21 protein-coding genes are annotated in these 21,095 nt (G+C 65.5%); 6 read left to right on the top strand and 15 right to left on the bottom strand.

Annotated features, from left to right (window positions below):
• Window positions 1–84: 84 nt before the first annotated feature.
• Complete coding sequence (gene hpt, locus Harman_RS11635) at window positions 85–633, top strand: hypoxanthine/guanine phosphoribosyltransferase (RefSeq protein ID WP_137683965.1); 549 nt, start codon at window positions 85–87, stop codon at window positions 631–633.
• 19 nt (window positions 634–652) lie between these two features.
• On the opposite strand, the gene Harman_RS11630 is transcribed toward hpt, so the two are convergent.
• The gene (locus Harman_RS11630) at window positions 653–955 is read right to left on the bottom strand and encodes a hypothetical protein (protein WP_137683964.1); all 303 of its coding nucleotides are present in this window, start codon (window positions 953–955) and stop codon (window positions 653–655) included.
• 100 nt (window positions 956–1,055) lie between these two features.
• On the opposite strand from Harman_RS11630, the gene Harman_RS11625 reads away from it, so the two are divergent.
• Together Harman_RS11625 and Harman_RS11620 are read left to right on the top strand one after the other, a co-directional pair.
• On the top strand, window positions 1,056–1,475 hold the full coding sequence (locus tag Harman_RS11625; RefSeq protein ID WP_137683963.1) for a disulfide bond formation protein B: 420 nt from the start codon (window positions 1,056–1,058) through the stop codon (window positions 1,473–1,475).
• A 63-nt stretch (window positions 1,476–1,538) separates the two neighbouring features.
• Window positions 1,539–2,570, top strand: coding sequence for an aldo/keto reductase (locus Harman_RS11620; protein ID WP_137683962.1), 1,032 nt, complete (start codon window positions 1,539–1,541; stop codon window positions 2,568–2,570).
• 378 nt (window positions 2,571–2,948) lie between these two features.
• Here the strand turns inward: Harman_RS11620 and Harman_RS11615 are convergent, their stop codons facing one another.
• Window positions 2,949–3,788, bottom strand: coding sequence for an endonuclease III domain-containing protein (locus Harman_RS11615; RefSeq protein WP_137683961.1), 840 nt, complete (start codon window positions 3,786–3,788; stop codon window positions 2,949–2,951).
• Between the two features lie 117 nt (window positions 3,789–3,905).
• On the opposite strand from Harman_RS11615, the gene Harman_RS11610 reads away from it, so the two are divergent.
• Window positions 3,906–5,264, top strand: coding sequence for an APC family permease (locus Harman_RS11610; protein ID WP_137683960.1), 1,359 nt, complete (start codon window positions 3,906–3,908; stop codon window positions 5,262–5,264).
• Between the two features lie 395 nt (window positions 5,265–5,659).
• Here the strand turns inward: Harman_RS11610 and Harman_RS11605 are convergent, their stop codons facing one another.
• The 3 genes from Harman_RS11605 to Harman_RS11595 form a co-directional block, all read right to left on the bottom strand.
• The gene (locus Harman_RS11605; protein ID WP_137683959.1) at window positions 5,660–8,128 is read right to left on the bottom strand and encodes a DUF5059 domain-containing protein; all 2,469 of its coding nucleotides are present in this window, start codon (window positions 8,126–8,128) and stop codon (window positions 5,660–5,662) included.
• Between the two features lie 82 nt (window positions 8,129–8,210).
• Window positions 8,211–8,987 (bottom strand): SAM hydrolase/SAM-dependent halogenase family protein, encoded by a 777-nt coding sequence (locus Harman_RS11600; protein ID WP_137683958.1) that lies wholly within the window; start codon window positions 8,985–8,987, stop codon window positions 8,211–8,213.
• Complete coding sequence (locus Harman_RS11595; protein WP_137683957.1) at window positions 8,987–9,553, bottom strand: nicotinamide-nucleotide adenylyltransferase; 567 nt, start codon at window positions 9,551–9,553, stop codon at window positions 8,987–8,989. The genes Harman_RS11600 and Harman_RS11595 overlap by 1 nt, the downstream gene beginning before the upstream one ends.
• A gap of 168 nt (window positions 9,554–9,721) precedes the next feature.
• Between Harman_RS11595 and lonB the strand changes: the two genes are divergently transcribed.
• The gene (gene lonB / locus Harman_RS11590) at window positions 9,722–11,842 is read left to right on the top strand and encodes an ATP-dependent protease LonB (protein WP_137683956.1); all 2,121 of its coding nucleotides are present in this window, start codon (window positions 9,722–9,724) and stop codon (window positions 11,840–11,842) included.
• Entirely contained in the window at window positions 11,843–12,664 is an 822-nt protein-coding gene (locus tag Harman_RS11585) for a CPBP family intramembrane glutamic endopeptidase (protein ID WP_137683955.1), read from the top strand.
• Here Harman_RS11585 and Harman_RS11580 read toward each other — a convergent pair.
• From Harman_RS11580 to Harman_RS11535, 10 genes are all read right to left on the bottom strand, one after another.
• Complete coding sequence (locus Harman_RS11580; RefSeq protein ID WP_137683954.1) at window positions 12,661–13,164, bottom strand: MGMT family protein; 504 nt, start codon at window positions 13,162–13,164, stop codon at window positions 12,661–12,663. The two genes, Harman_RS11585 and Harman_RS11580, sit on opposite strands and share 4 nt — an antisense overlap.
• 336 nt (window positions 13,165–13,500) lie before the next feature.
• Window positions 13,501–14,514 carry a glycerophosphodiester phosphodiesterase gene (locus Harman_RS11575; protein ID WP_137683953.1) on the bottom strand — a complete coding sequence of 338 codons (1,014 nt, stop codon included), beginning with the start codon at window positions 14,512–14,514 and terminating at the stop codon, window positions 13,501–13,503.
• Between the two features lie 117 nt (window positions 14,515–14,631).
• Entirely contained in the window at window positions 14,632–15,639 is a 1,008-nt protein-coding gene (locus tag Harman_RS11570) for a deoxyhypusine synthase (RefSeq protein ID WP_137683952.1), read from the bottom strand.
• Window positions 15,640–15,886: 247 nt separating this feature from the next.
• Entirely contained in the window at window positions 15,887–16,321 is a 435-nt protein-coding gene (locus tag Harman_RS11565) for an ester cyclase (RefSeq protein WP_137683951.1), read from the bottom strand.
• Window positions 16,322–16,569: 248 nt separating this feature from the next.
• Window positions 16,570–17,133 (bottom strand): SprT-like domain-containing protein, encoded by a 564-nt coding sequence (locus Harman_RS11560; protein ID WP_137683950.1) that lies wholly within the window; start codon window positions 17,131–17,133, stop codon window positions 16,570–16,572.
• A 4-nt stretch (window positions 17,134–17,137) separates the two neighbouring features.
• Window positions 17,138–17,905, bottom strand: a complete 768-nt coding sequence (locus Harman_RS11555) for a Nif3-like dinuclear metal center hexameric protein (protein ID WP_137683949.1) — start codon at window positions 17,903–17,905, stop codon at window positions 17,138–17,140.
• Between the two features lie 37 nt (window positions 17,906–17,942).
• Window positions 17,943–18,653 carry a hypothetical protein gene (locus tag Harman_RS11550; RefSeq protein ID WP_137683948.1) on the bottom strand — a complete coding sequence of 237 codons (711 nt, stop codon included), beginning with the start codon at window positions 18,651–18,653 and terminating at the stop codon, window positions 17,943–17,945.
• A 138-nt stretch (window positions 18,654–18,791) separates the two neighbouring features.
• Window positions 18,792–19,763 (bottom strand): alpha/beta fold hydrolase, encoded by a 972-nt coding sequence (locus Harman_RS11545; RefSeq protein ID WP_137683947.1) that lies wholly within the window; start codon window positions 19,761–19,763, stop codon window positions 18,792–18,794.
• Window positions 19,764–19,826: 63 nt separating this feature from the next.
• Window positions 19,827–20,630 carry an agmatinase gene (gene speB, locus Harman_RS11540; RefSeq protein WP_137683946.1) on the bottom strand — a complete coding sequence of 268 codons (804 nt, stop codon included), beginning with the start codon at window positions 20,628–20,630 and terminating at the stop codon, window positions 19,827–19,829.
• A 2-nt stretch (window positions 20,631–20,632) separates the two neighbouring features.
• On the bottom strand, window positions 20,633–21,013 hold the full coding sequence (locus Harman_RS11535) for a translation initiation factor IF-5A (RefSeq protein WP_004515075.1): 381 nt from the start codon (window positions 21,011–21,013) through the stop codon (window positions 20,633–20,635).
• Between the last annotated feature and the right edge of the window lie 82 nt (window positions 21,014–21,095).

Below are 21,095 nucleotides of genomic sequence, written 5' to 3'. Positions count from 1 at the left end.
AGCCGAATGACGACACCGCGAATCGGTGCGCACACCCCAGCCCAGCCTCGAACGGTTTATTGTCTCCCTTCAGGTAACGGGGGCATGGAGAAGCTCCGCGAGTCGCTGCACGAGGCCCCGATTATCGACAAAGACGGGTACGCCTACCTGGTCCACCCGCTCAGCAACGGCGTCCCGATGCTTGAACCGGAACTCCTCCGCGAGGTCGTCGTCGGCGTGACGCGAGCGGCCGACCTCGACGTGGACAAGATCGTCGCGCCGGAGGCGATGGGCATCCACATCGCGACCGCGCTCTCGCTGCAGACGGACATCCCGCTCGTGGTCATCCGCAAGCGCTCCTACGGCCTCGACGACGAGGTCCCGCTGCACAAGACCACCGGCTACTCCGAATCCGAGATGTTCATCAACGACATCGAGGCCGGCGACGACCTGCTCATCGTTGATGACCTGCTCTCGACCGGCGGGACGATGGCCTCCATCTGTGAGGCACTCGACGGCATCGGGGCGAACATCTCGGACATCGTCGTCGTCTTCCGGAAACAGGGTGAGTCGGCGCTCGACGGCACCGACTACGAAGTGACGAGCCTGGTCGACATCACCGTCGACCACGACGGCGTGACTATTCACGACTGAGACGGCCTGGCGGTGCTGATTACGACTGCTCGGCAGCGGCAGCCATATGCTCCCGCGCTTCCTCGGGCGTCATCCCGCGAACGCCACACGCACAGGAGAGCAGTTCGGGGTCGGTCAGGTCGTCGACCTCCTCAGCGCTTTCCCGTTCGAGCGCGTCCTTGTCGGCATCGTAGTCGAAGGTCACCCGATATGTGACCTGTGCCACGCCCTCGATCTGGTGGAACTCGTCGGGATCGGGGTTCGAGATGGCTTCTGCGTGTTCTTCCTGCATCGCGGACTTCCACTGTTCGAGGTTCGCCTCGGGGTCCGAATCGTCGGGCATACGCTGGCTGTCGGCGGCGGGACTGAAAAAGCGAGCGCTGCCGAGCCTCTCAGACCCGGGTCTCGGAACGCTTTTTTCGCCGGGCGTCGCCGGCTTTGCTGTGGTCGACTCCCGATTCGTCTCCGACCGGTCTCGGCTCTTTTTGGCCGCCGCGACCGTTGTCGCCGCCGTTGCGACAGCCGGCAGCCTCTATCTCTCGCTGGGCCTCGGACTCACGCCCTGTCGCCTCTGCTGGTATCAGCGAATCCTGATGTACCCGCTAGTGGTCGTCCTCGGCATCGCTGCCGTCGAGAACCGTCCCGGCGTCGTCCGGACGGCGCTGCCGCTGGCGGTGCCAGGGACTGCCATCGCGGCCTACCACTCCTGGCTACAGGTGAGCCAGACGACCTGTGGCATCGGAGCGATCAGTTGCGCGCAGGTACAGTATCGGGTGCTCGGCCTGACCGTGCCCAACCTCTCGCTGATGGCGTTTCTGCTGGTGACCGGGCTGGTCGTCGCGGCGTCTGCAGGGCGGTCATAGGAGTACCGGACAGCCTTCGCCGGGACCGCGCCCCTTTTTCGGGTAGCCCGTCGTGGCCCCGATATGGAGTACACCAGACTCGGTTCGACCGGGACGACAGTCTCACAGCTGTGTTTCGGCACCTGGCGCTTCGGCCGGGAGACCGGCGGCGTCGTCGAGACCGACCGCGAGGAAGCCCACGACCTCCTCGATGCGGCGTGGGAGCGGGGTATCAACTTCATCGACACCGCCAACGTCTACGGCAACCCCAACGGCACCAGCGAGGAGTACATCGGCGAGTGGCTCGATGACTACGACCGCGAGGACTTCGTCATCGCCTCGAAAGTGTACTTCCCCTTCGACGGCCGCGGCGAGCCTGGCCCCAACGATTCAGGTCTTGGCCGCAAGCACATCCGCGCTCAGATTGAAGGGACACTTGACCGCCTCGATACTGACTACCTCGACCTCTACTATATCCACCGCTGGGACGAAGAGAGCGACATCGAGGAGACGCTATCCGCGCTTGATGACCTCGTTCACGCGGGCAAGGTCCACCACCTCGGCGCGTCGACGATGGCCGCCTGGCAGCTGACCAAAGCCCTGTGGAAAAGCGATGTCGAGGACTACCAGCGCTTCGAGGTGACCCAGCCGCTGTTCCACGCCGGCTACCGCGACGACGTGAAAGATTATCTCGATGTCGCTGCCGACCAGGACATGGCCGTCTGTCCGTACTCGCCGCTGGCGGGCGGCTTCCTCACGGGCAAGTACGAGCGCACGGACGACGATGACCCGACGGCCTTCGAGGGGCCAGAAGGCTCTCGCGGCTCGCTGTCCGACCGCTTCGAGGATTTCTACCTCTCGGAGCGCGGCTGGCACGTCCTCGACGAGCTCCGCGCCGTGGCCGACGAACTCGACGCCACACCCGCCCAGGTGGCGCTGCGCTGGCTCATCGAACAGCCGGACTTCACCTGTGTTCCCATTGTCGGCGCGCGTACCGTCGACCAGTTGGACGAGAACGTCGGCGCGGCCGACATCTCACTGTCCGACGACCAGTTCAACCGCATCGTCAGCGCCCGCTATGCCGACGACGGCGAGCGCTGGGGCCACCGCGAATGACTGCTAGGTAGTGTCTTTGTAGTTGGATTCTCCTACAACGTAGCTTCTACCAGCCAGAAAGCCCCCGCACTATCGGCTCCCGCGGCTTGCTGCGCCGGGGTTCGCCGATAGCGCGGCCCCTTTCAGTCCCACCCAGCCCAGTTTGACCAACCGGCTACGGGTGGGACTGAAAGGGGCGAGGTGCTGGGCGTTCGAGACGAGGCAAGCACTGGAGCGAACGAAGTGAGCGAAGGGCGCAGCGAGTACGTGGCGCAAAGCGCCACGACTCACTCGAACGGTGAGCGAAGCGAACCGTGAGAGTCGCAAGAGCCCAGCGCCTCGGGGCTTTCTGGAGTCGTCGTCGCTCAAAACGCTGGTAAAAACACGGGGTCGATTCGATTACTCCGCTTCGGCGGGGTCGACGACCTCGCCACTGGCCGGATACACGCCGACCTGATCGCAGTGGCCCGCCAGCGGGCACGCGTCGGGGTCGTCCAGACAGGCCGGCTTTCTGGCCGAGCAGTACTGGCGGCCGAACTGAATCATCGCCGTATGGCCGAACCCGCATTTTTCCGGCGGTACGTCGCGTTCCAGATACTCGCGGACGGTCTCGTGGTCGGCGTCGGCTGGGGCCAGTCCCATGCGGCGGGCGATACGATGGACGTGCGTGTCCACCGGAAACACACCGCCGCGGCCGCCCGCAAACAGCAGGACGCAGTCAGCGGTCTTCGGGCCAACGCCGTTCATGTCAAGCAGCGTCGACCGCACCGCCTCGGGGTCGCTGTCTCGGACAAATGCGTCGAAGCCGTCCTCGCCGCCGTACGCCTCGCAGATGCGCCCCGCGAGGGCGATGATGCGTTCGGACTTCTGGTTGTAGAGCCCGGCCGAGGAGATGGTCTCGGCGAGTTCAGCCTGGTCGGCATCGGCCAGCGCGCGGGCGAGGTCGGTGTCGTCGGAGTCTCCTTCGCCGTCCACGTCTCCGCCGTCGCTCCCGTACCGCGCCATCAGTTCGTCGTGGGCTGGCTGGCTCGCCTTGTCGGAGGTGTTCTGGCTGAGTATCGTCCGGACGAGGCACTCGAAGGCGTCCCGGCCGCCGTAGGTCTTCGTCCAGTACAGGTCGCCAAGGTGGTCAACGACGGCTTCGGCCCGCGTGCCAGCCGTCTCCGGGTCGAACGCGGCTGCCCGGCCGCCGCCGGCGGCCCCACCGCTGATGTTCTCCGCTGGTTCCTCGTCGCTCATACCGGGAGGCAAGGCGAGGAGCGACAAAACGCCTGTCCCGAATCGCACGCCGGTCGGTGGGGTCCCTGCAAATACCGGCATCGGACTCTTCCGGATAGCTGGTCTACTTTGGGGCCGATGGGCGAGAGCAATCTGGGACTCACAGAAGCGGTTTCGATTGCGCTCGGCGGGATGATCGGCGGCGGTATCTACGCCGTATTGGGCGTCGTCGCACAGATAACGATGGCGGCGACGTGGGCGGCGTTCGTGCTTGCTGGCGTCGTTGCGCTCTGTGCGGGCTACTCGTACAACACGCTCAATTCACTTCGTGACGCCCACGGCGGCTCCGTGTCGTTCGTGCAGTGCTATCTCGGGAACGCCACGCTTGCCGGCATGGTCGGCTGGACGCTGCTGTTTGGCTACATCGGTTCAATGGCGATGTACGCGTTCGCGTTCGCGGAGTTCGCTATCGCGCTTGGTCTCCCCGACGGTATCGCAGGCCTCCCGACGAGGCCGGCGGTCTCCGTCCTGGCAGTCGCCGCGTTCGTCGGCCTGAATCTGCTGGGTGCACGCTCGACCGGGACGGTCGAGAACATCCTTGTCGCACTGAAGCTAGCGATTCTGGTCGCCTTCGGCATCCTAGGACTCGCCTACATCCACGGATTCAGCGCCGCACCAGTGGACATCGGTCTGGATCGACTCACGAGCACCAGCCCGATCGTCGCGGCAGCGATCTCGTTCGTGGCGTTCCAGGGCTGGCAGTTGCTGTTCTACGATCAGGAGGGAATCGAGAATCCGGTCGAGACCATCCGAAAAGCGGTATACATCGCAATCCCGGTCGCGGTCGCCGTCTACGTGTTGGTCGGCGTCGTCACCGTCAATCTCGTCCCGGACGCGCTGACGAACTCCCCCCACGTCGCGCTGAAAGACGCGGCGGCGACGATGCTGTCCCCTTACGGACTGTCCTCGTTCGGGGCGGTACTGCTGTCGGTGTCGGCGCTGTTCTCGACGGGCAGCGCTATCAACGCGACGCTGTTCTCCGCGGCGCATTTCGCCAAGGGGATGTTGACCGACGATCTCCTGCCGGACAACGTCGGTGACGCGGAAACCGACGGCGTGCCCGAGCGGACGGTCGTCCTCATCGGGACCGTCACAGCGGCGTTCGCGGCAGTCGGAAGCCTCAACGCCATCACCTCCTTCGCCTCGCTATCGTTCATCGTCATCTTCGGCGCAATGAGCGTTCTGGCGTTCCAGCAACGCGACAAAAGCGCCGTCCACCCGGTGCCGCCCGCCCTCGGTGCGGTCGGGGCGCTGGGGTTTTTCCCGCTGATGCTGTGGAATCTGCGAACGCGGGAGCCAGCGACCTTCTACATGGTACTGGTGATCGCAGGAGCTGTCATCGCGGTCGAACTGCTGTACTTCGAACGGGCGTATCTGGAACGGAAGGTCACCCGAATCGAAGCCGTCGTCTCCGATTCGGTCGACCCGGACAACTGAGCATAGGTCCTCGTACTCTCCGGACACCAGTAGCTGGCAAGCGTCGGTGTTCCAGTGTGGTCCACAGTGAAGGACCTGAAATGGGGCGTCCTTGGGGGAGACGCCCACGGGACAGACACGATAAAACTCGTGGCGCGCGGCGACGGGCTATGCCCACGGTGGTCGTCGCCGCTGAAGATGGTCGAGACCGACAGGTCAATACTCGGTCACGTCCTGACTCTCACCTCCTGTCGGGCGGACGTTGCGCGGACGACAGGAAAGGCAGCACCCGACTCGCTCCGGCGACAGATGTCCCGCCTCGTTGTGGTCTGGTCGTCCGGCATACAATTATTTAGGCAACCCTAAAACACAAAAAGGCATCGATTTTTAGGCAGTCCAAAATATATAGCCAGCCGCTACTCTTCGACGATAACGGTGCCAACCATCCCCGCGGCTTCGTGCGGAATACAGACGTAGCCGTGTTCGCCGGCCGTCTCGAACGTGTGGACGTAACTCTGGCCGGACTGCACAGCCCCTTCCCCGTTCTCCCAGCCCTCGCGTGCGGCCGATTCGCTCTCGAACCCGCCGGAGGCCCAGTAGGTCGCATCCTCCGGAAGTTCGTCCTCGAAAGCGGTGACGGAGTGTGGTTCGCCACCGACGTGCTCCCAAGCGACCGTATCGCCGACGCTGACGGTGAGTTCCTCGGGCGCGAATGCGACCGCCTCCATGTCGACGACGTGATCGGCGTCATCGGGGACCCCCTCAACGACGTTCGGACCACCGGAGAGCGACGTTTCGGTCGCTTCGGATTCCTCGCCGCTACCGCCTCCGGACTCACTCGGGGCGCTGTCGACAGCGCCGACGACGGCGAACTGCGCGGTTCGCGTCGCATCCGCGAGTACCGCCGGGTCCGCGTCGCCGCTCGTGAGCCCCTGCGAGTAGTCATTTAGTGCGGCCTCGAAGTTCTCGTAGGCCGACTGATCGGCCTCCTCCAGCATCTCGTGGACCCGCGCCTCCTCGAACGTCGCGAAGACATCCTGAATGATGGCCGCCGCGGCTTCCCCGTTGCCGCCGGCGCTCCCGGCGATGGCGTACGCCGCCGCGATGGCCTCGTCGTTGAACGCCGTCGCCGCGGCGGTGACATCCCCGCCGTCCTCGGCAGCGGTTCGAATGTCCGTAAGCGTCGACTCGAAGCTCTCGTATATTTCCTCGTCAGCTTCCTCCAGCGCCTCGTGGAAGCCCGCCGCGCCGCTCTCGAAGTGGGCGAAGGTGTCCTGAATGACCGTCGCCGCGCGGTCGGTCTCCGACAGCGCCGCGAGCCCGGCCGCATCGAAGGCCCGTCCAATCATGTAGTCGGCCTCCGCACCGCTGGCGACGGCCGTCGACAGGGCCGCCTCGAAGTCGAGCAGGGCCTGCTGGACCCCATCGTGGTGGGTCGCCACGGCCTCGCTGTCGTCGTTCTCGTAGGCCGACTGCAGCGACGTGAGGTGCTCCTCCTCGAAGCGTTGATAGAGGTCCTCGCTCTCGTGTTCCATCGTCTCGTGGAAGCCCAGTTCGTTCGCCTCAAAGCGGGCGAACACGTCCGAGACGATAGTCGCCGCAGCCGAGGCGTTGCCGAGGCGGTACAGTTCGCGGGCGTCGGCGATGCGCGCGCGGAAGAACGCCGACTCCAGTGCCGCCCGCGCGTCCTCGCCGCCGACCAGCGCTTCGATACCGGTTACGAGGTTCGTATCGACCGTTTCGACGGCGCTGTCGATGCCGTCCCCGTTGCCGTTCTCGATGGCACTGGAGAGGTCCTCCAGCCCGCCCTCGAAGGCTTCGTAGGCCTCGCCGTCGGCCTCCTCCAGCGCGTCGTGTGCGTTCGCCCCTTCGAAGTGGGCGAAGACGTTCTCGACGGCCGTCGAGGCTGCGTCGGCCGCGTCGTTGGCCGCGAGCCAGTCCGCGTCGGCGACCCGAGCGCGGTAACTGTTGAGCGTGACCGTGTGCGCGTAGGCCTGGCCGGGGCCGCCGGCGGAGGCGAGCGCGGCTGCGTCCCAGCCGCGGGCCTGCATCGTCGAGAGGTGGCCCGCACCGGCGACCGACTCCTCGGAGATTAGCGCGTAGGCACCCGTGACAGCCGCATCGAGTGCAGCCCGAGCCTGCTCTGTGACGCCGCTTGCGTCCTCGTTGCCTGCGGCGGAACTGATGCCCGACAGCGCACTCTCGAAGGCCTCGTAGGCATCCGCGTCCGCGTCCTCGATCATGCTGTACACCAGCCCGTCTTCGAACGCGGTCATCGTCTCCTCCGCGATAGCGGCGGCCCCCTCGAAAGAACCCAGCGTCGCGGCCATGGCGGCGTTGCTCGCCCGACTGCCCAGCAAGAGCAGGTCCAGCACTCTGGTGGCCTGCTGTCCCGCGGCAGCCTGCTGGGCCGTCTGGAGGTTGCTCGATGCCGCATCCGCGGCCGAGGCGGCCCCCGACACGTCACCCTCGGACAGCGACGACTGGACCGCTCCGAGCTCCTCCTCGAATCCCTCGTATGCCGACTCGGACGTGGATTCAAGCTGCTCGTGGGCCCCGTACTCGCCCGACGCCCCCTCGAACCGGGCGAAGATGTTCTGGGCGACCGTCGCCCCCGCACCGGGAGCACCGGCCCGCCCCAGGGCAACGGCGTCGAACAACCGCGCCCGATAGACGTTCCACTCAGTCGCGACGGCGGTCATCGGCCCGACAGAAACGTCGGGTTCGCCCCCGTCGTCGGTTTCCGTGGCTTCTTCGGTCGCTGTCGCAGTTTCGGTGCCCCCCGAAGGCGTGTCCGTATCGGAGGACCCCGCCCCTGGACAGCCGGCGAGAAGCCCCGTTGTAGCGATTCCCACCGTCTTCAGCAAGTCGCGTCTCTCTGGCATACAATTTGTTAGGCTGGCCTAAAAGACTTAAGCGCACCGATGTTTCGGCGTCCCTAAAAATTCGGGGCCGCGAAATCACCCCTCACAGCGACAGGGTAACCGACGCCTCGACATCGACGCCGAACGCCTCGTCGCCGCGGCCGCGATTGACGGCGAGTTCGACGTTCCCGTGACTGCCGACAGTGACGAGTCGCTGGCCCGGCTCGACGGCGGCGTAGGCGCGCCGGACCGGGGCCTCGGTCCCGTTGACCGCGACCGCCCCGCCGAACCGGTCGGCGAGCACGTCGCCTGGAATGTTCGTCACGGCATTGCCGAAGTCGTCGACGACGAGGACCTCCCCGGTCGCCTCGTCGCCGTCGACGGACGGCTTCGGAAACCGAAGGTCGACGTAGTCGTCGGTCGGGGTGGTCTCTGTCCGGGTCTCGATGTTCGTGACGCCAGTGTCGTGGACGGCCGCCGCAGCGGGCGCGAACACGTCCCGCCCGTGGAACGTACTGCTCGCTGGGTCGTCGTACGCCCAGGTGAACACCTCGAACGCGTCTCCAGCGCTGTCTCCGCTTTCGGCCAGTTCGCGTGCGACCGGCAGGAGGACGCCGTTGTCCGGTCCTACGAGCGCGTGCTCGCCTGCGCGAACGACGATAGCGTTCCTGTCGGTCCCGACACCCGGGTCGACGACGACACAGTGGACCGCCGGCGGGAAGTACGGGAGCGTCTGCGTGAGCCAGAACGCCGCGGCCCGAACGTCCTGCCGCGGGAAGTCGTGGGCGATGTCCTCGATGCGGGCGTCGGTCGCCCGGCAGATGACTCCCTTCATCGCTGCGGGATACGGTGCGCCGAAGTCCGAACTCAGCGTAATCATCAGTCGTCGAGGTCGTCGATCGACTTCTCGACCGATTCGTCGGCAGCGGCGTACCGTTCGAGCGAATCGCTGTCCGAGACGTGCTGGAGTCGCTTGATGCCGTGAATCTCTTCGAGGACCTGCACGACAGACGGCGGGACCCGGTCGCGCCAGGACTCGTCGTCGATCATCCGCTGGCGGATCTCGCTGCCCTCCAGCCGGTCGCGGTCGAACATGGGCGACTGGCGGACCTCGATACCGGCCTCCTCGAACAATCGGACGACAAGCGGATTGTTCGAGTACGCCACGTCGAAGTCCGGACACATGCTCTCCACGTGGCTCACCCAGACGGCATTGCGGTTGATGTCCTCCAGGGGGACGACGTACGTCGTCAGGTCGTACTCCGCGACGGCCTTCGTGATCATCATGATCCGCTCACCGGCCGTAAAGGGGTCATGTGTGGTGTGTGAATCGTCGGCGCTCCCGATGCCCAGAACGAGCTCGTCGACTTCCTCGGCGATGCGCTCGACCATCGAGTGATGGCCGTTGTGGTAGGGCTGGAAGCGGCCGATGTAGAACCCACGCATACTCCTCAGTGTGGGCGGTAGTTTCATAAACCCGACGACGCGCGACGCCCCCGGTACCGCCGACCGTATTCCGCCGCCGTGTTGCGGTTTTCCGGCACTGTAACGACCGATGCGGGGAGAAAGTATATCAGTCGACAGGCCTTCGATGTGGATGTTAGCAACGTTTGTATGAGCGACAACACCGACACCGACGCGACTCCCGACCCCGACCGGGAGGCAACCGACGCTGGGGAGGAGGCGTCGAACAACGGGGCCAAGCAGGACCCCGACGACCCCGCCTCCGAATCCTCAGCCGAGGAGCCAACCGAAGACCGATGGGGCGGCGAGGGAGAAACGTCCGAAACGACACTCGGAAGCGATGTCCAAGTTGACGGCGAGTCCGATCTGGACGGCGACGAAGATAACCTTCTGGGCGGCCTCGAAATCGAATCGACCGCCGACATCGAAGTGCCAGACCGACTCGTCGACCAGGTCATCGGGCAGGACCACGCCCGTGACGTGATCAAGAAGGCGGCCAAACAGCGCCGCCACGTGATGATGATCGGCTCCCCCGGGACGGGGAAGTCGATGCTGGCGAAGGCGATGTCCCAACTGCTTCCACGGGAGGAACTGCAGGACGTTCTCGTCTATCACAATCCCGACGACGGCAATGAACCGAAAGTACGCACTGTCCCCGGCGGTAAAGGGGAACAGATAGTCGAGGCCCACAAGGAGGAGGCCCGCAAGCGCAACCAGATGCGGACCTTCCTCATGTGGATCATCATCGCCATCGTCATCGGCTACGCCCTCATCCTCGTCCAGCAAGTCCTGCTGGGGATACTCGCGGCCGGTGTCATCTATCTCGCCTTCCGCTACGGTTCGCGTGGCAGCGACGCGATGATTCCGAACCTGCTGGTCAACAACGCCAACCAGAAGACCGCGCCGTTCGAGGACGCTACGGGTGCCCACGCCGGTGCGCTGCTTGGCGACGTGCGCCACGACCCGTTCCAGTCCGGCGGGATGGAGACGCCGAGCCACGACCGCGTCGAGCCCGGCGCGATCCACCAGGCCAACAAGGGCGTGCTGTTCGTCGACGAGATCAACACGCTCGACATCCGCAGCCAGCAGAAGCTGATGACGGCCATTCAGGAGGGCGAGTTCTCGATCACGGGCCAGTCCGAGCGCTCCTCGGGCGCGATGGTCCAGACCGAGCCCGTCCCCTGTGACTTCATCATGATCGCCGCGGGGAACCTCGACGCCATGGAGAACATGCACCCCGCGCTGCGCTCCCGTATCAAGGGGTACGGGTACGAGGTGTACATGGACGACACCATCGAAGACGACCCCGAGATGCGACGGAAGTACGCACGCTTCGTCGCTCAGGAGGTCGAAAACGACGGTCGACTCCCGCACTTCACCGAGGAAGCCGTCCAGGAGCTTATCCTGGAAGCCCGGCGTCGCGCCGGGCGCAAAGGCCACCTCAGCCTGAAGTTCCGTGACCTCGGCGGACTGGTCCGCGTCGCCGGCGACATCGCCCGCGCCGAGGACCGCGACCGCACCGAGCGCGAGGACGTGCTGCAGGCGAAACGGCGCTCCCGGTCCATCGAGCAACAGCTCGCGGACAACTACATCGAGCGCCGGAAAGACTACGAGCTCACCGTCAACCAGGGCGACGTGATCGGCCGCGTCAACGGGCTCGCCGTCATGGGCGAGGACAGCGGTATCGTCCTCCCCGTGATGGCCGAGGTCAGCCCGTCACAGGGGCCCGGCCAGGTCATCGCCACGGGACAGCTCCAGGAGATGGCCGAGGAGGCCGTCCAGAACGTCTCGGCGATTATCAAGAAGTTCTCCGACGAGGACATCTCCGAGAAGGACGTTCACATCCAGTTCGTCCAGGCCGGTGAGGGCGGCGTCGACGGCGACTCCGCCTCTATCACGGTCGCCACGGCAGTCATCTCCGCGCTGGAGAACGTCCCCGTCAAGCAGAACCTCGCCATGACCGGATCGCTGTCGGTCCGGGGCGACGTGCTCCCGGTCGGCGGCGTCACCCACAAAATCGAGGCGGCCGCCAAGTCCGGCCTCGATACGGTCATCATCCCCGAAGCGAACACCCAGGACGTGATGATCGAAGACGAGTACGAGGACATGATCGAGATCATCCCCGTCTCGCACATTTCCGAGGTCCTGGAGGTCGCACTGGCCGGCGAAGCGGAGAAGGACTCGCTGGTCGACCGCCTCAAGTCCATCACGGGCAAGGCGCTCGACCACGAGGTCGGCCGGCAGAGCGGCGGCAGTCCGAGTCCCCAATAGATGCCCGAGTGGGCCGCATTCGTCGGCCTGACGGGATTTCTTCTAACCGCGCTTCTCGGTCTCGCACGGCTCTCACAGGGGGCGGTGCGACCCGAGGGCGGCGTCTCCGCGACGACCGACGGGCTCTCGATGCCCGACGGTGACCCGACCATCCCACGCTTCGAGACGCAACGAGCAGCGGCCCAGCGCCAGCAGATGCGCGACACGCTCGCCCCGGCTGATGTCTCGACCGGCATGTTGCTGGCCAACGTCGCGTTCACGCAGGGATTGTTCGGCGTCCTGCTGGTCGCCGGCGCGTTCTACTTCGAAATCCCGGCCAGTGCCTTCGGTATCACCATGGACGGGCTCTCGACCGGCCGCCCCGCACTAGCCGTCGGCGTCGGCGCGGGTGTCGGCTTCTGGCTCGGCAACGAACTCGCCGCCGCGCTGGCGGATGGCTTCGGCGTCGCCTTCGACGAGTCGCTGCGGGAACTGCTCGCGCCGGACTCGGTCGGCGGCTGGGTCGTCCTGCTCGGGGTTGTCCTGCCGGTCATCGCAATCGTCGAGGAACTCCTCTTCCGGGCGGCAGCTATCGGCGTCCCCGTCGCGGGACTGGGCGCACCGGCGTGGGCGATGGCTATCGTCGCCTCCGTCGCCTTCGCGCTGGGCCACGGCGCACAGGGCCGGGCAGGCATCGTCGTCACCGGAACGCTGGGGCTGGCGCTTGCCGGCCTGTTCATCGCGACGAACAGCCTGCTCGCCGTCGTTGTCGCCCATTACCTCGTCAACGCACTCGAACTGGTCGTCCACGAGGGGCTGGGTGTCGACCGGCTCTGGGCCTAAAGGCCCTCGACGGCCCGGAGCTTCTGTTCGACCGGCGGCGGCGCGGCGCTTGGCCCGTCCCGAACCCGATGGTCCGGAATCAACAGCGGTACGGGGTTCGCGGCCAGTGCCTCCCGGACCTGTGCGATGTCGTCCTCGTCGTCATCGTCCAGGTCCGGTGTCATCCGCGCGACCTGTGCGACGGAGGCGTCCTCGCCATAGGGGATTTCCCGGACGGCTTCCAGTATTTTCCGCTGGTCCGTCGGGACCGTGAGGCCGACGGTGACATCCGTAAAGTCGTCCTCGACCCCCTGGAGATATTCGTCGATGCGGTCGAGCAGCGCGTGGGCCTCGCTGACATCGTCCTCGGGCTGGGACGGGAACGACAGCGAGATGATACGGTCGCCGGCCTCGCCGAGCTGGACGTACCGGTCGAGATACGACGACTCACGGGCGTAGATTCCCGCGTCTCCGGTCGGTGCTTCCATGGTAGCGATGTCGGCGGGTCGCCCCTTCAACATTCGGCCTTGGATTGACTGTATACACAGACTGGGCAGCGATTTCGAACAGCCAAAAAGTCCTGGCTGGCTGAGCTTGGGGGACTCATTGCGCTCCTCGTCACTCCTTACAGTCGTTCCTCCGGTGCTTGCATCGTCCACCTTCGTCTAGCCAGCCGCCCCTTTCAGTCCTCCCTATTGCCTGTTGGACGATCCAGCCTGGGTGGGGATGAAAGGGGCTGCCGTATCGGCGAACCCCGACGACGCAAGCACCTACCGGAGCGCAGCAAGTCGCGGGAGCCGATACGGCAGGGGCTTTCTGGTTCTTTGAAGAAAGAACAACGAAACCGAGTTCCGCCGTCAGTCCTGGAACGAGAGCACGGTCGGGTAGTCGGAGATGAGCCCGTCGACGCCGGCCCGGACCAGTTCCTGAGCCTGATACCACGTGCTGACCGTCCAGGTGTTCAGTTCCCGGTCCTCGTCGTCGGCGACCTCGACGAGGTCGATGTCGCTCAGGTCGGACTCGATGTAGCCGTCGTCGTTGAAGAAGGGCGTTCCCTGAATCGTGTTCCAGGGGACGTTCATCGCTTCGCAGTCGTAGCGGCGGGTGACTTCCAGCCCCTCCTCGATGCTGTCCCAGAAGAGGAAGGCGATAGGGACCGAGTCGTCGTAGTCCCGGACGGTCGCCAGCGCGGCCTCGTAGAACGACGAGACGAGGATGTCGTTGTCGTACTCGCCAGCGAGGTCCAGCGCGCGCTCGGTGTAGGGCCGCCACAGTTCTCGCTGCGTCGACAGCGTCTGGTCCGACAGCGACTCGGCGAAGTAGAGGTCCTCGCTGCCGGGATTCTTGAACTCCAGATTGACCGCGACGCTCGGCGGAATCGAGTCCATGACCGTTTCGAGCGTCGGGACTGTTTCCTCGGTGCCGAGGACCTTTGCGCTCGTGACGGTGTCAGTGTCGGTCTCGAAGATGAGTCCCTCGGTGTCGGTCAGGCCGCGCTCGCCGCCGTCGCGTTCGGCCAAGCCGTTGTCGTGGAAAGTAACGAGCGTCCCGTCGGCTGTCGGCACGACATCGACCTCGATCATGTCGGCGCGCCGGTGGGCCGTCTCTGTTCCCGGGCCACCGAACGACGAGGCCTCGACGGCCAGTTGCGTGTTCTCCGGGTAGACGCCCGCGAACCCGCGGTGGGCGATCAGCGTCGTGTCGTCGGGCATCTCCTCGCCCTCGGTGTCGTCTGATTCACTTTCGTCTGATCCGTCGTCGTCCGATTCATTGTCGGATTCCTGGGCCGTTGCACCGCCCACGAGTCCCGCGCCGGCCAGTGTCGCTGCGGTCCCTTCAACGAACGTCCGTCGACCGATGTACTGTGACATGGCAGGTACGGCTGCCGACCGGTCGTGAAAGACCGTTTATATGAGTGATATGTTCGCCTCGATAGCCGTGAGCGACAGTATTCAGGTCTGTAGCTGTACATACCAGAGAATTCAGGCTTATTCGCCGATTCGCTCGCGGGCCGCGGCCACGACGAGCGGGAGCGTAATCGTCGCGTCGGCGTACACCGAGACGTTTCGGGCGTCTTTTTCCAGTTTGCCCCACGAGCGGGCCTCATCTAAGGTCGCCCCGGAGAGGCCGCCGGTGTTCGAGGGGTCCATCGTCAACTGGACGGCGTAGTCGTAGGCGTCCGGCGAGACCAGCATCGTCTGGAGGACATAGTTCTTCGGGACGCCGCCGCCGACGACCATCGCGCCGGCGCTGTCGGCCTCGTAGGCGATGTCCGTAATCTGGGTCATGTCCGCCAGCGCGTCGACGGTGAACTCACTGGTCTGGGAGTACATCCACGCCTGCAGCCCCAGTACCGAGTCCTGGAACGCTGGGCAGTACACCGGCACGTCGTTCTCGTAGGCCGCCGCCAGCACACCGGCGTCTTCGGGCACGGCCTCGCGTTCGTTGACCTCGCTGTTGGCCCGGCCCAGTTCCTCGGTCATGCGCTGAATCGAGACCGCGCCCTCGTCTTCCAGCGTCGAGAACACTTCGTCGCGGAGGTGGTTCTCGAACAGGGCGAAATGCTCCTGTGGGAGATAGACGTTGTAGATACGGTCGACGCCCTCGTCACGGAGCGTCTCGTCGTGTTCGCGCTCGGTCCGGCCCTCAGGGGTGACCTCGCCGTGGTGGTGCTTGCCGCCGATGGCCTCGATGCTGTCGTGGGTGCAGTTCGCCCCTGTCGTGACCAGCACGTCGATGTGGCCGTCGCGGATGAGTTCGCTGACGATAGCGCGCATCCCGGTCGGGACCATCGCGCCGGCGAGGCCGAAGAAAGTCGTCACATCGTCGGCGAGCATCTCGCTGTAGATGTCGACGGCCTCGTGGATGTCGCTCGCGCCGATGCCGGCCTGTCCGTAGCTGTCGGCCAGTTCGCCGACCGTCATGCCGGCCCGCGCCTCCGCGTGCCCGATGGGGTCGTGATGGAACGTCTCCCGCTCGTCAGTGTGGTCGCTCATTGCTGTGCAATCGAGCGCGGGCGCGTTTCAACGTCGTGGTTCAGTTCTCTCGGAGGTCATGCTCGGTTCCGACATCGCACAGGACAACGGGAACGGGGGCTTCGTTCTGCACAGAACCGAGAAGCATGCACACTGCGGCCCTTCGACGAGGTGTCTGCGACGGTTGCTTCGAGTGGTATCGCCACGGTGAAACGCATCGCCGGAACGCTCGTGGCGCGGGGCGGTTTCCGCCCCACCCGCCGCTGGGTCAGATTCTGAGGTGAGCGGGCGGGTCGACAGCCTCTAACTGTTCGAGGAGGCCGAGCCGGTCCTCCTCGACCCACACTTCAGTAATCTCGTCATCCACCAGCCGGTACATCGCCATCCCGGACCACTCGACCTCGTGCCCGGTCGGCTCGACATCGAGGAACGCGCCTTTGTGTGTCCCCATCGCGGAGTAGCGAACGGCGACCGTATCGCCCTCTGCGATCATCGCGTGTGTCGTGCCGCTGTAATCCGGGAACCGTTCGAAGTGCGATTCGAGGAACTCGATGACTGCCTCGGGGCCGTGGAGTGTCTCGTGAATACCGTGCTCGACCACGTCGTCGGCCAGAATCTCGTCCAGTGTCTCCAGGTCTCGCTCGTTGAACGCGTGCAGGTATCGCCTGACTGTGTCGGTGTTCGTGGTATCGGTTGTAGACATCGTCGTACCTCGCCTCCGGCGCTCCGAGTTGCTCCTATCGGGAGCGCCATCTTGTACTATCTCCCCAGTTCGTGTTAATTATTACCATGGTGGCGTGTGGCGACAATGCCTGATAACGGGTGGCCACATTCATCCCCTGCACAGTGGTGCGTTCGGGCGAGAGCAACCCGGCGGGCCTGCGTATGAATCGGTGGCAGATATCGTCAGTATAGATGCCGCTAAACCCCTTGCTTCCGACGGACGCTGCTTCAGGCCAGTTCCAGTGCCGCCCCACAGCAGTCCGACCGATACTGCTCGCGTTGCTCGACGAGTTTGCAGTCCTGGTAGCGGCGGGCGACGAGGCCGCCACAGGCTTCGCAGGTGAGCACGTGTTTCGGTTCGGAGAAGGCCGGACAGTGCACGTCGGTGTCGAGCTGGTCGGCCCGCTGCCGGAAGGCTCGCCCGTGGTCGGTCGTCCCGTCGCGCTGGTACTGCTCGACGTGAATGAGTTCATGGCGCAGCGTCGACGCCCACTCCTCGCGGTCGAAGGCCGAGAACGCGTCCCAGGTCAGCGACACCGTACAGGGCAGCGGCCGGCCGTCGCTCCCGTCGATGCTATCCCAGTCGTACCGCGTTCCAACAGTGGCGTCGGCCAGTTTCGGTCGCTTGACCGCAGCGGCCCGGCGCTTGGCGCGGTGGGACACCTCCCAGTCGACGAGGTCGAACCGAACCGAGACGCCCCACTCGCGGCGGACCCCGCGACAGTACTGCCGCGACCAGTCGACGAGGTCCGCGTCCGAAGTGATACCTTCGTAGGAAGCTGCGTCTGTCATCGCCTCAGAGGCCGGTCGGACAGTCGATGTAGGTCGTCTGGAGTCCCCAGTCATTGACGACGGACTGCAGCGACTGGACGCCGAACGTCTCCGTCGCGTAGTGGCCGGCGAGGACGACGCGAATCCCCGCCTCGCGCGCCTCGTGGAAGGCCTGCTGTTTCCCCTCGCCGGTAATGAGTACATCGGCGTCTTTCTCGACTGCCTCCTGCAGCCAGTCGACGCCGCTGCCGGTGACGATGGCGACGTTCTCGATAGTCGATGGACCGAAATCAAGCACCTGGATGGATTGCCCGCCAGTATCTAAACGTCCTTCGAGGGCATCAGTGAGTTCGGAGACCGTCTGAGGTTCTGCGAGGGTTCCGCGCTGGCCGATGTGCTCGCCACCCATCGACCCGAACGGGGCGCGGTTGTCGAGGTCCAGCAGGTCCGCGACGCCGGCGGCGTTGCCAAGCGACTGGTGGCCGTCCAGCGGGAGGTGGGCGACGTACAGTGCGAGGTCGTCGTTGATGAGCGGCGCGACCCGGCGGTAGTTGGTTCCGGTTACGCGCTCCATCCCGCCCCAGACGATGCCGTGGTGGGTCACGAGCAGGTCCGCGCCCGCCTCGGCGGCGCGGTCGATGGTCTCGACGGCCGCGTCCACCGCGAAGGCGACGTGCTCGACCGGCTGGCTCGCCGGTCCGACCTGCAGGCCGTTCGGGCTGGCGTCGATGTCGGCGTAGGCCTCGATGTCGAGTCGGTCGTCGAGCCGCGTCGCGATGTCTCCTGCGTTCATAGCGCGGGCTTCGAGAGGGGCCGTGGTATGCTTTTCTCTACCCGTCCGCTTCGACCAACTGGCCGTTTTCCTGGCCAATGAGGTCCCGGTCCACAGCGGCGTCGATGATAGCGTCGAACTGCTCCCCGTCGATGTCGTAGGCGTTGACCGCGACCTCGCGGATCTCCGCGCGGTCGACGGGCATCTCGCGGTTCTGAAGCAGACGCATCACCTTGTTGTACTCCAGTTTCGTCAGCGAGGGGCCGTCGGCGCGTCCGTCTCCATTCCCGGTGCTATCGGTGTCGCCACCTTCTGTCTCTGTCTCAGCCGCGGCGGCGTTTTCCTCGGTCGGTTCCGTCGCATCGGGTTCCGCTGTCGAGTCCGCCGTCTCCGCTGCCCGGTCGGACGGTTTCTGGTCCGCTGCGCTCGCGCTATCGTCGCCCAGCAGCGAGCCGTCGTCGGCCGGCTCGACCACGCTGTCTGTTGCCGTCGGGTCCTCGCCCGTCGGCGTCTCGGAATCGTCAGGCAGGCCCGCCGGCTCCGCGGCTCCAGCATCGGCAGCCGTCGCCGCCGTCTCGCGGGCGTCGGCCTTCGCCGCCTCGACGGCCGGTTCGACGATGGTTGCGAGCTTCTCCCGGCAGGTCGAACAGAGCACGACGGTCCCCTGCTTTTCCGCTTCCGGGTCCAGTGATTTCGGAATGATCGGATACTCGGAAAGCGAGACATCGAGCGCGCCACCGCAGAAGTAACACGACGATAGCTGGTCCATGCCCGCAAGAAAGATACCCCGTTTAATAAAAGGCCACCTGGCTCACTCAATCCCCAGTCACTGGGGTAGTGGCCCGGAGCGACGGTCCAAGCGGAGCCGCGTTTCGCTCGTGTTTGCATTGTAGTCTATTGCATACACTCACCCATCGAGGAACGCCCGGACCCGTTCGGCGGCGTCGTCACCCGGTTCCAGCCACGGCGTGTGACCGTGTCCGGGGAGTTCGTGGAACGCGGCGTCGGGCATCTTCTCGGCGACGGGACGACCAACGTCGGGCGGCCAGAAGGTGTCCTCGGTGCCCCAGACGAACTGCGTCGGTCGGTCGATATGCACGATTTCGTTCCGGATGTCAAACAGCGGATGGGCGCGGCCGTACGACCCCTGTGCGGTCGCCAGCGACCGCTGGCTTACCCGTCGTCCAGGCAGGTCCTGTCCGGCGGCGAGCAGTTCGTAGAAGGCGTCCGGTATCGCCGCGGCATCGACAACGTTGACCCGCTGCATCGACTGCTTCGCGTTCTGGACGGGGTCGCCGCGGTTGAGGAGCCACAGCAACGCCCGATTAAGGCCGCGGACCGTCATGAGACGGAACAACAACGGGAGGTCCCGGGAGACTCCCCCCGGCGCGCCGACCAGTTGCAGTCGGTCCACGCGGTCATGGTCGAGTGCGAGCAGGAACGACTGGAGGCCGCCGTGAGAGTTGCCGACCACGTGGGGCCGCTCAATCGCAAGATCGTCTAGGAAGTCTAACAGGTACGCGACCAGAAACGAGCGCAGGTCCCGGTCGCGGTAGCTCGGAGCGGCCGAGAGCCCGAGTCCGGGTCGGTCAGGGGCGAACACGCGGTACTCGTCAGTGAGGGCCGGAAACAGGGGGAGCCACGTCGCCGCCGGCGTCCCGACCCCGTGAAGGAGTAGCACGGAGTCGCCGTCCGAGTCCCCGCCGACTAAATAGTGAACCCGGCCCGCCGCGTCTGTCTCGGTTACACGGGACTCCACGGTGAGATCGTAGTGGTCGGCGAGACGGGCCTGTGCGTCCGCGTAGCGTCGCTCCGCTGGATGGGACCAGTCATCGGGCGACAGCGCGCGGTCCTCGGGAACCGTGGTACCAGCACTCATACGGGGACTGTCTGGTCCCGAACGTATCAGTATACCGCGGCTCCGATGTGAGCCAAAGAAAGGTTACTCGGCAGCGGCGTGGGCGAACACGAACGCCCGAAGGAGTTTGGCGGCCAGCGTCGCTGCCTGGCCGTCGTCGCGGTCGTTGACCTCCACGGTGTCGAACCCCACTGCATGCGGTGCGACGGCCCGGACCACATCGTGTAGCTCCCGCGGAGCGAGGCCGAACGGCTCCGGCGTCCCGGTTCCCGGCGCGAACCCGGGGTCGGCGGCGTCAATGTCGACGGAGAGATACACCCGCTCGTCGTCGAAGTCAGGTGTCCAGTCGGCTACGTCCTCGGGCGGAACCACGGTCACGTCGTCGTCGCTCGCTCGGTCCCATTCGGCCTCCGAGCCGGTGCGTGCACCCAGCACAATCGCTTCGTCGGCCACCGAGAGCGCGTGGTGAGTCACCGTCGCGTGGGAGTACTCGTCGCCGGCGTAGGACTCGCGTAGGTCCAGATGTGCGTCCAGACAGACGAACACGTCGGGGTCCAGCGCGCGCACGCCGGCGACGGAGACGGTGTGTTCGCCGCCGACGACGAGCGGGACGGCCCCCTCGCTGTCGAAATCCGAGAGGGTGCCCTGGAGGAAGGTGAGGTACTCGGCGACATCGGCCGTGGGACCGATATCGCCGTGGTCGTAGACGGAACAGTCAGTGAAGTGCTGGCCGGTGCGGTGGTCGTAATCGTCGAACTGCTGGCCGAACTGGCGGACGCGGCGCGGGCCAAAGCGCGCCCCGGGGCGAAACGACGTGGATGCGTCGAGTGGCGCGCCCACAAGCGCGTAGTCGGCCGCCCCGCGGTCGGCCCCCGCACCGGGCAACATCGTTACGAGCGTGTGATTTTGCGCTGTTCTTCGTACTGCAGGTACTCGATTTCGTCGTCGGGCTGGAGGTCAATATCCTCGGGGACGCGCATCGTGAACGTGTCGTAGGTGTCGAGGTCCATGACCTGGGCATCGTTGCCGTCCGTGGAGACGACCTGGCCCTGCTTCCGGTTGACAATCGGGACCCAGACCTTCGCGTCGACGGGCTGGGACAGCGAGCGCTTCTTGCCGTCGAAGACGCCCTTGGCGTCGATGCGGGCCTTGGCGCTGCCGTGCTTGCCCGGCTTGGCCGTGCTGTAAGAGTTGATCTTACACGGCGTGTCTTCGATCATGACGTAGCTGCCTTCGTCGAGCTCTCGAACTTCGGTCTGCTCTCTTGCCATACCGCCGGATTACCCCTGTTTGGGTATAAACGGTTTGGAATGACGCAAGCCAGCCCTCTCGCTACTGCCACGTTGTGGCTGG

It is taken from the genome of Haloarcula mannanilytica, from assembly GCF_005406125.1.
In the GTDB taxonomy this organism is placed as follows: Archaea; Halobacteriota; Halobacteria; order Halobacteriales; family Haloarculaceae; genus Haloarcula; species Haloarcula mannanilytica.
Note: the sequence above shows the minus strand (reverse complement) of the source record. Positions and strands in the feature narration are given on the sequence as shown.

Bases quoted from the DNA above. Each gene is read 5' to 3' on its own strand.
- hpt (WP_137683965.1), top strand. From the start codon at position 85: ATGGAGAAGCTCCGCGAGTCGCTGCACGAGGCCCCGATTATCGACAAA.
- Harman_RS11630 (WP_137683964.1), bottom strand. From the start codon at position 955: ATGCCCGACGATTCGGACCCCGAGGCGAACCTCGAACAGTGGAAGTCC.
- Harman_RS11620 (WP_137683962.1), top strand. From the start codon at position 1,539: ATGGAGTACACCAGACTCGGTTCGACCGGGACGACAGTCTCACAGCTG.
- Harman_RS11615 (WP_137683961.1), bottom strand. From the start codon at position 3,788: ATGAGCGACGAGGAACCAGCGGAGAACATCAGCGGTGGGGCCGCCGGC.
- Harman_RS11610 (WP_137683960.1), top strand. From the start codon at position 3,906: ATGGGCGAGAGCAATCTGGGACTCACAGAAGCGGTTTCGATTGCGCTC.
- Harman_RS11605 (WP_137683959.1), bottom strand. From the start codon at position 8,128: ATGCCAGAGAGACGCGACTTGCTGAAGACGGTGGGAATCGCTACAACG.
- Harman_RS11600 (WP_137683958.1), bottom strand. From the start codon at position 8,987: ATGATTACGCTGAGTTCGGACTTCGGCGCACCGTATCCCGCAGCGATG.
- Harman_RS11595 (WP_137683957.1), bottom strand. From the start codon at position 9,553: ATGCGTGGGTTCTACATCGGCCGCTTCCAGCCCTACCACAACGGCCAT.
- lonB (WP_137683956.1), top strand. From the start codon at position 9,722: ATGAGCGACAACACCGACACCGACGCGACTCCCGACCCCGACCGGGAG.
- Harman_RS11585 (WP_137683955.1), top strand. From the start codon at position 11,843: ATGCCCGAGTGGGCCGCATTCGTCGGCCTGACGGGATTTCTTCTAACC.
- Harman_RS11580 (WP_137683954.1), bottom strand. From the start codon at position 13,164: ATGTTGAAGGGGCGACCCGCCGACATCGCTACCATGGAAGCACCGACC.
- Harman_RS11575 (WP_137683953.1), bottom strand. From the start codon at position 14,514: ATGTCACAGTACATCGGTCGACGGACGTTCGTTGAAGGGACCGCAGCG.
- Harman_RS11570 (WP_137683952.1), bottom strand. From the start codon at position 15,639: ATGAGCGACCACACTGACGAGCGGGAGACGTTCCATCACGACCCCATC.
- Harman_RS11565 (WP_137683951.1), bottom strand. From the start codon at position 16,321: ATGTCTACAACCGATACCACGAACACCGACACAGTCAGGCGATACCTG.
- Harman_RS11560 (WP_137683950.1), bottom strand. From the start codon at position 17,133: ATGACAGACGCAGCTTCCTACGAAGGTATCACTTCGGACGCGGACCTC.
- Harman_RS11555 (WP_137683949.1), bottom strand. From the start codon at position 17,905: ATGAACGCAGGAGACATCGCGACGCGGCTCGACGACCGACTCGACATC.
- Harman_RS11550 (WP_137683948.1), bottom strand. From the start codon at position 18,653: ATGGACCAGCTATCGTCGTGTTACTTCTGCGGTGGCGCGCTCGATGTC.
- Harman_RS11545 (WP_137683947.1), bottom strand. From the start codon at position 19,763: ATGAGTGCTGGTACCACGGTTCCCGAGGACCGCGCGCTGTCGCCCGAT.
- speB (WP_137683946.1), bottom strand. From the start codon at position 20,630: ATGTTGCCCGGTGCGGGGGCCGACCGCGGGGCGGCCGACTACGCGCTT.
- Harman_RS11535 (WP_004515075.1), bottom strand. From the start codon at position 21,013: ATGGCAAGAGAGCAGACCGAAGTTCGAGAGCTCGACGAAGGCAGCTAC.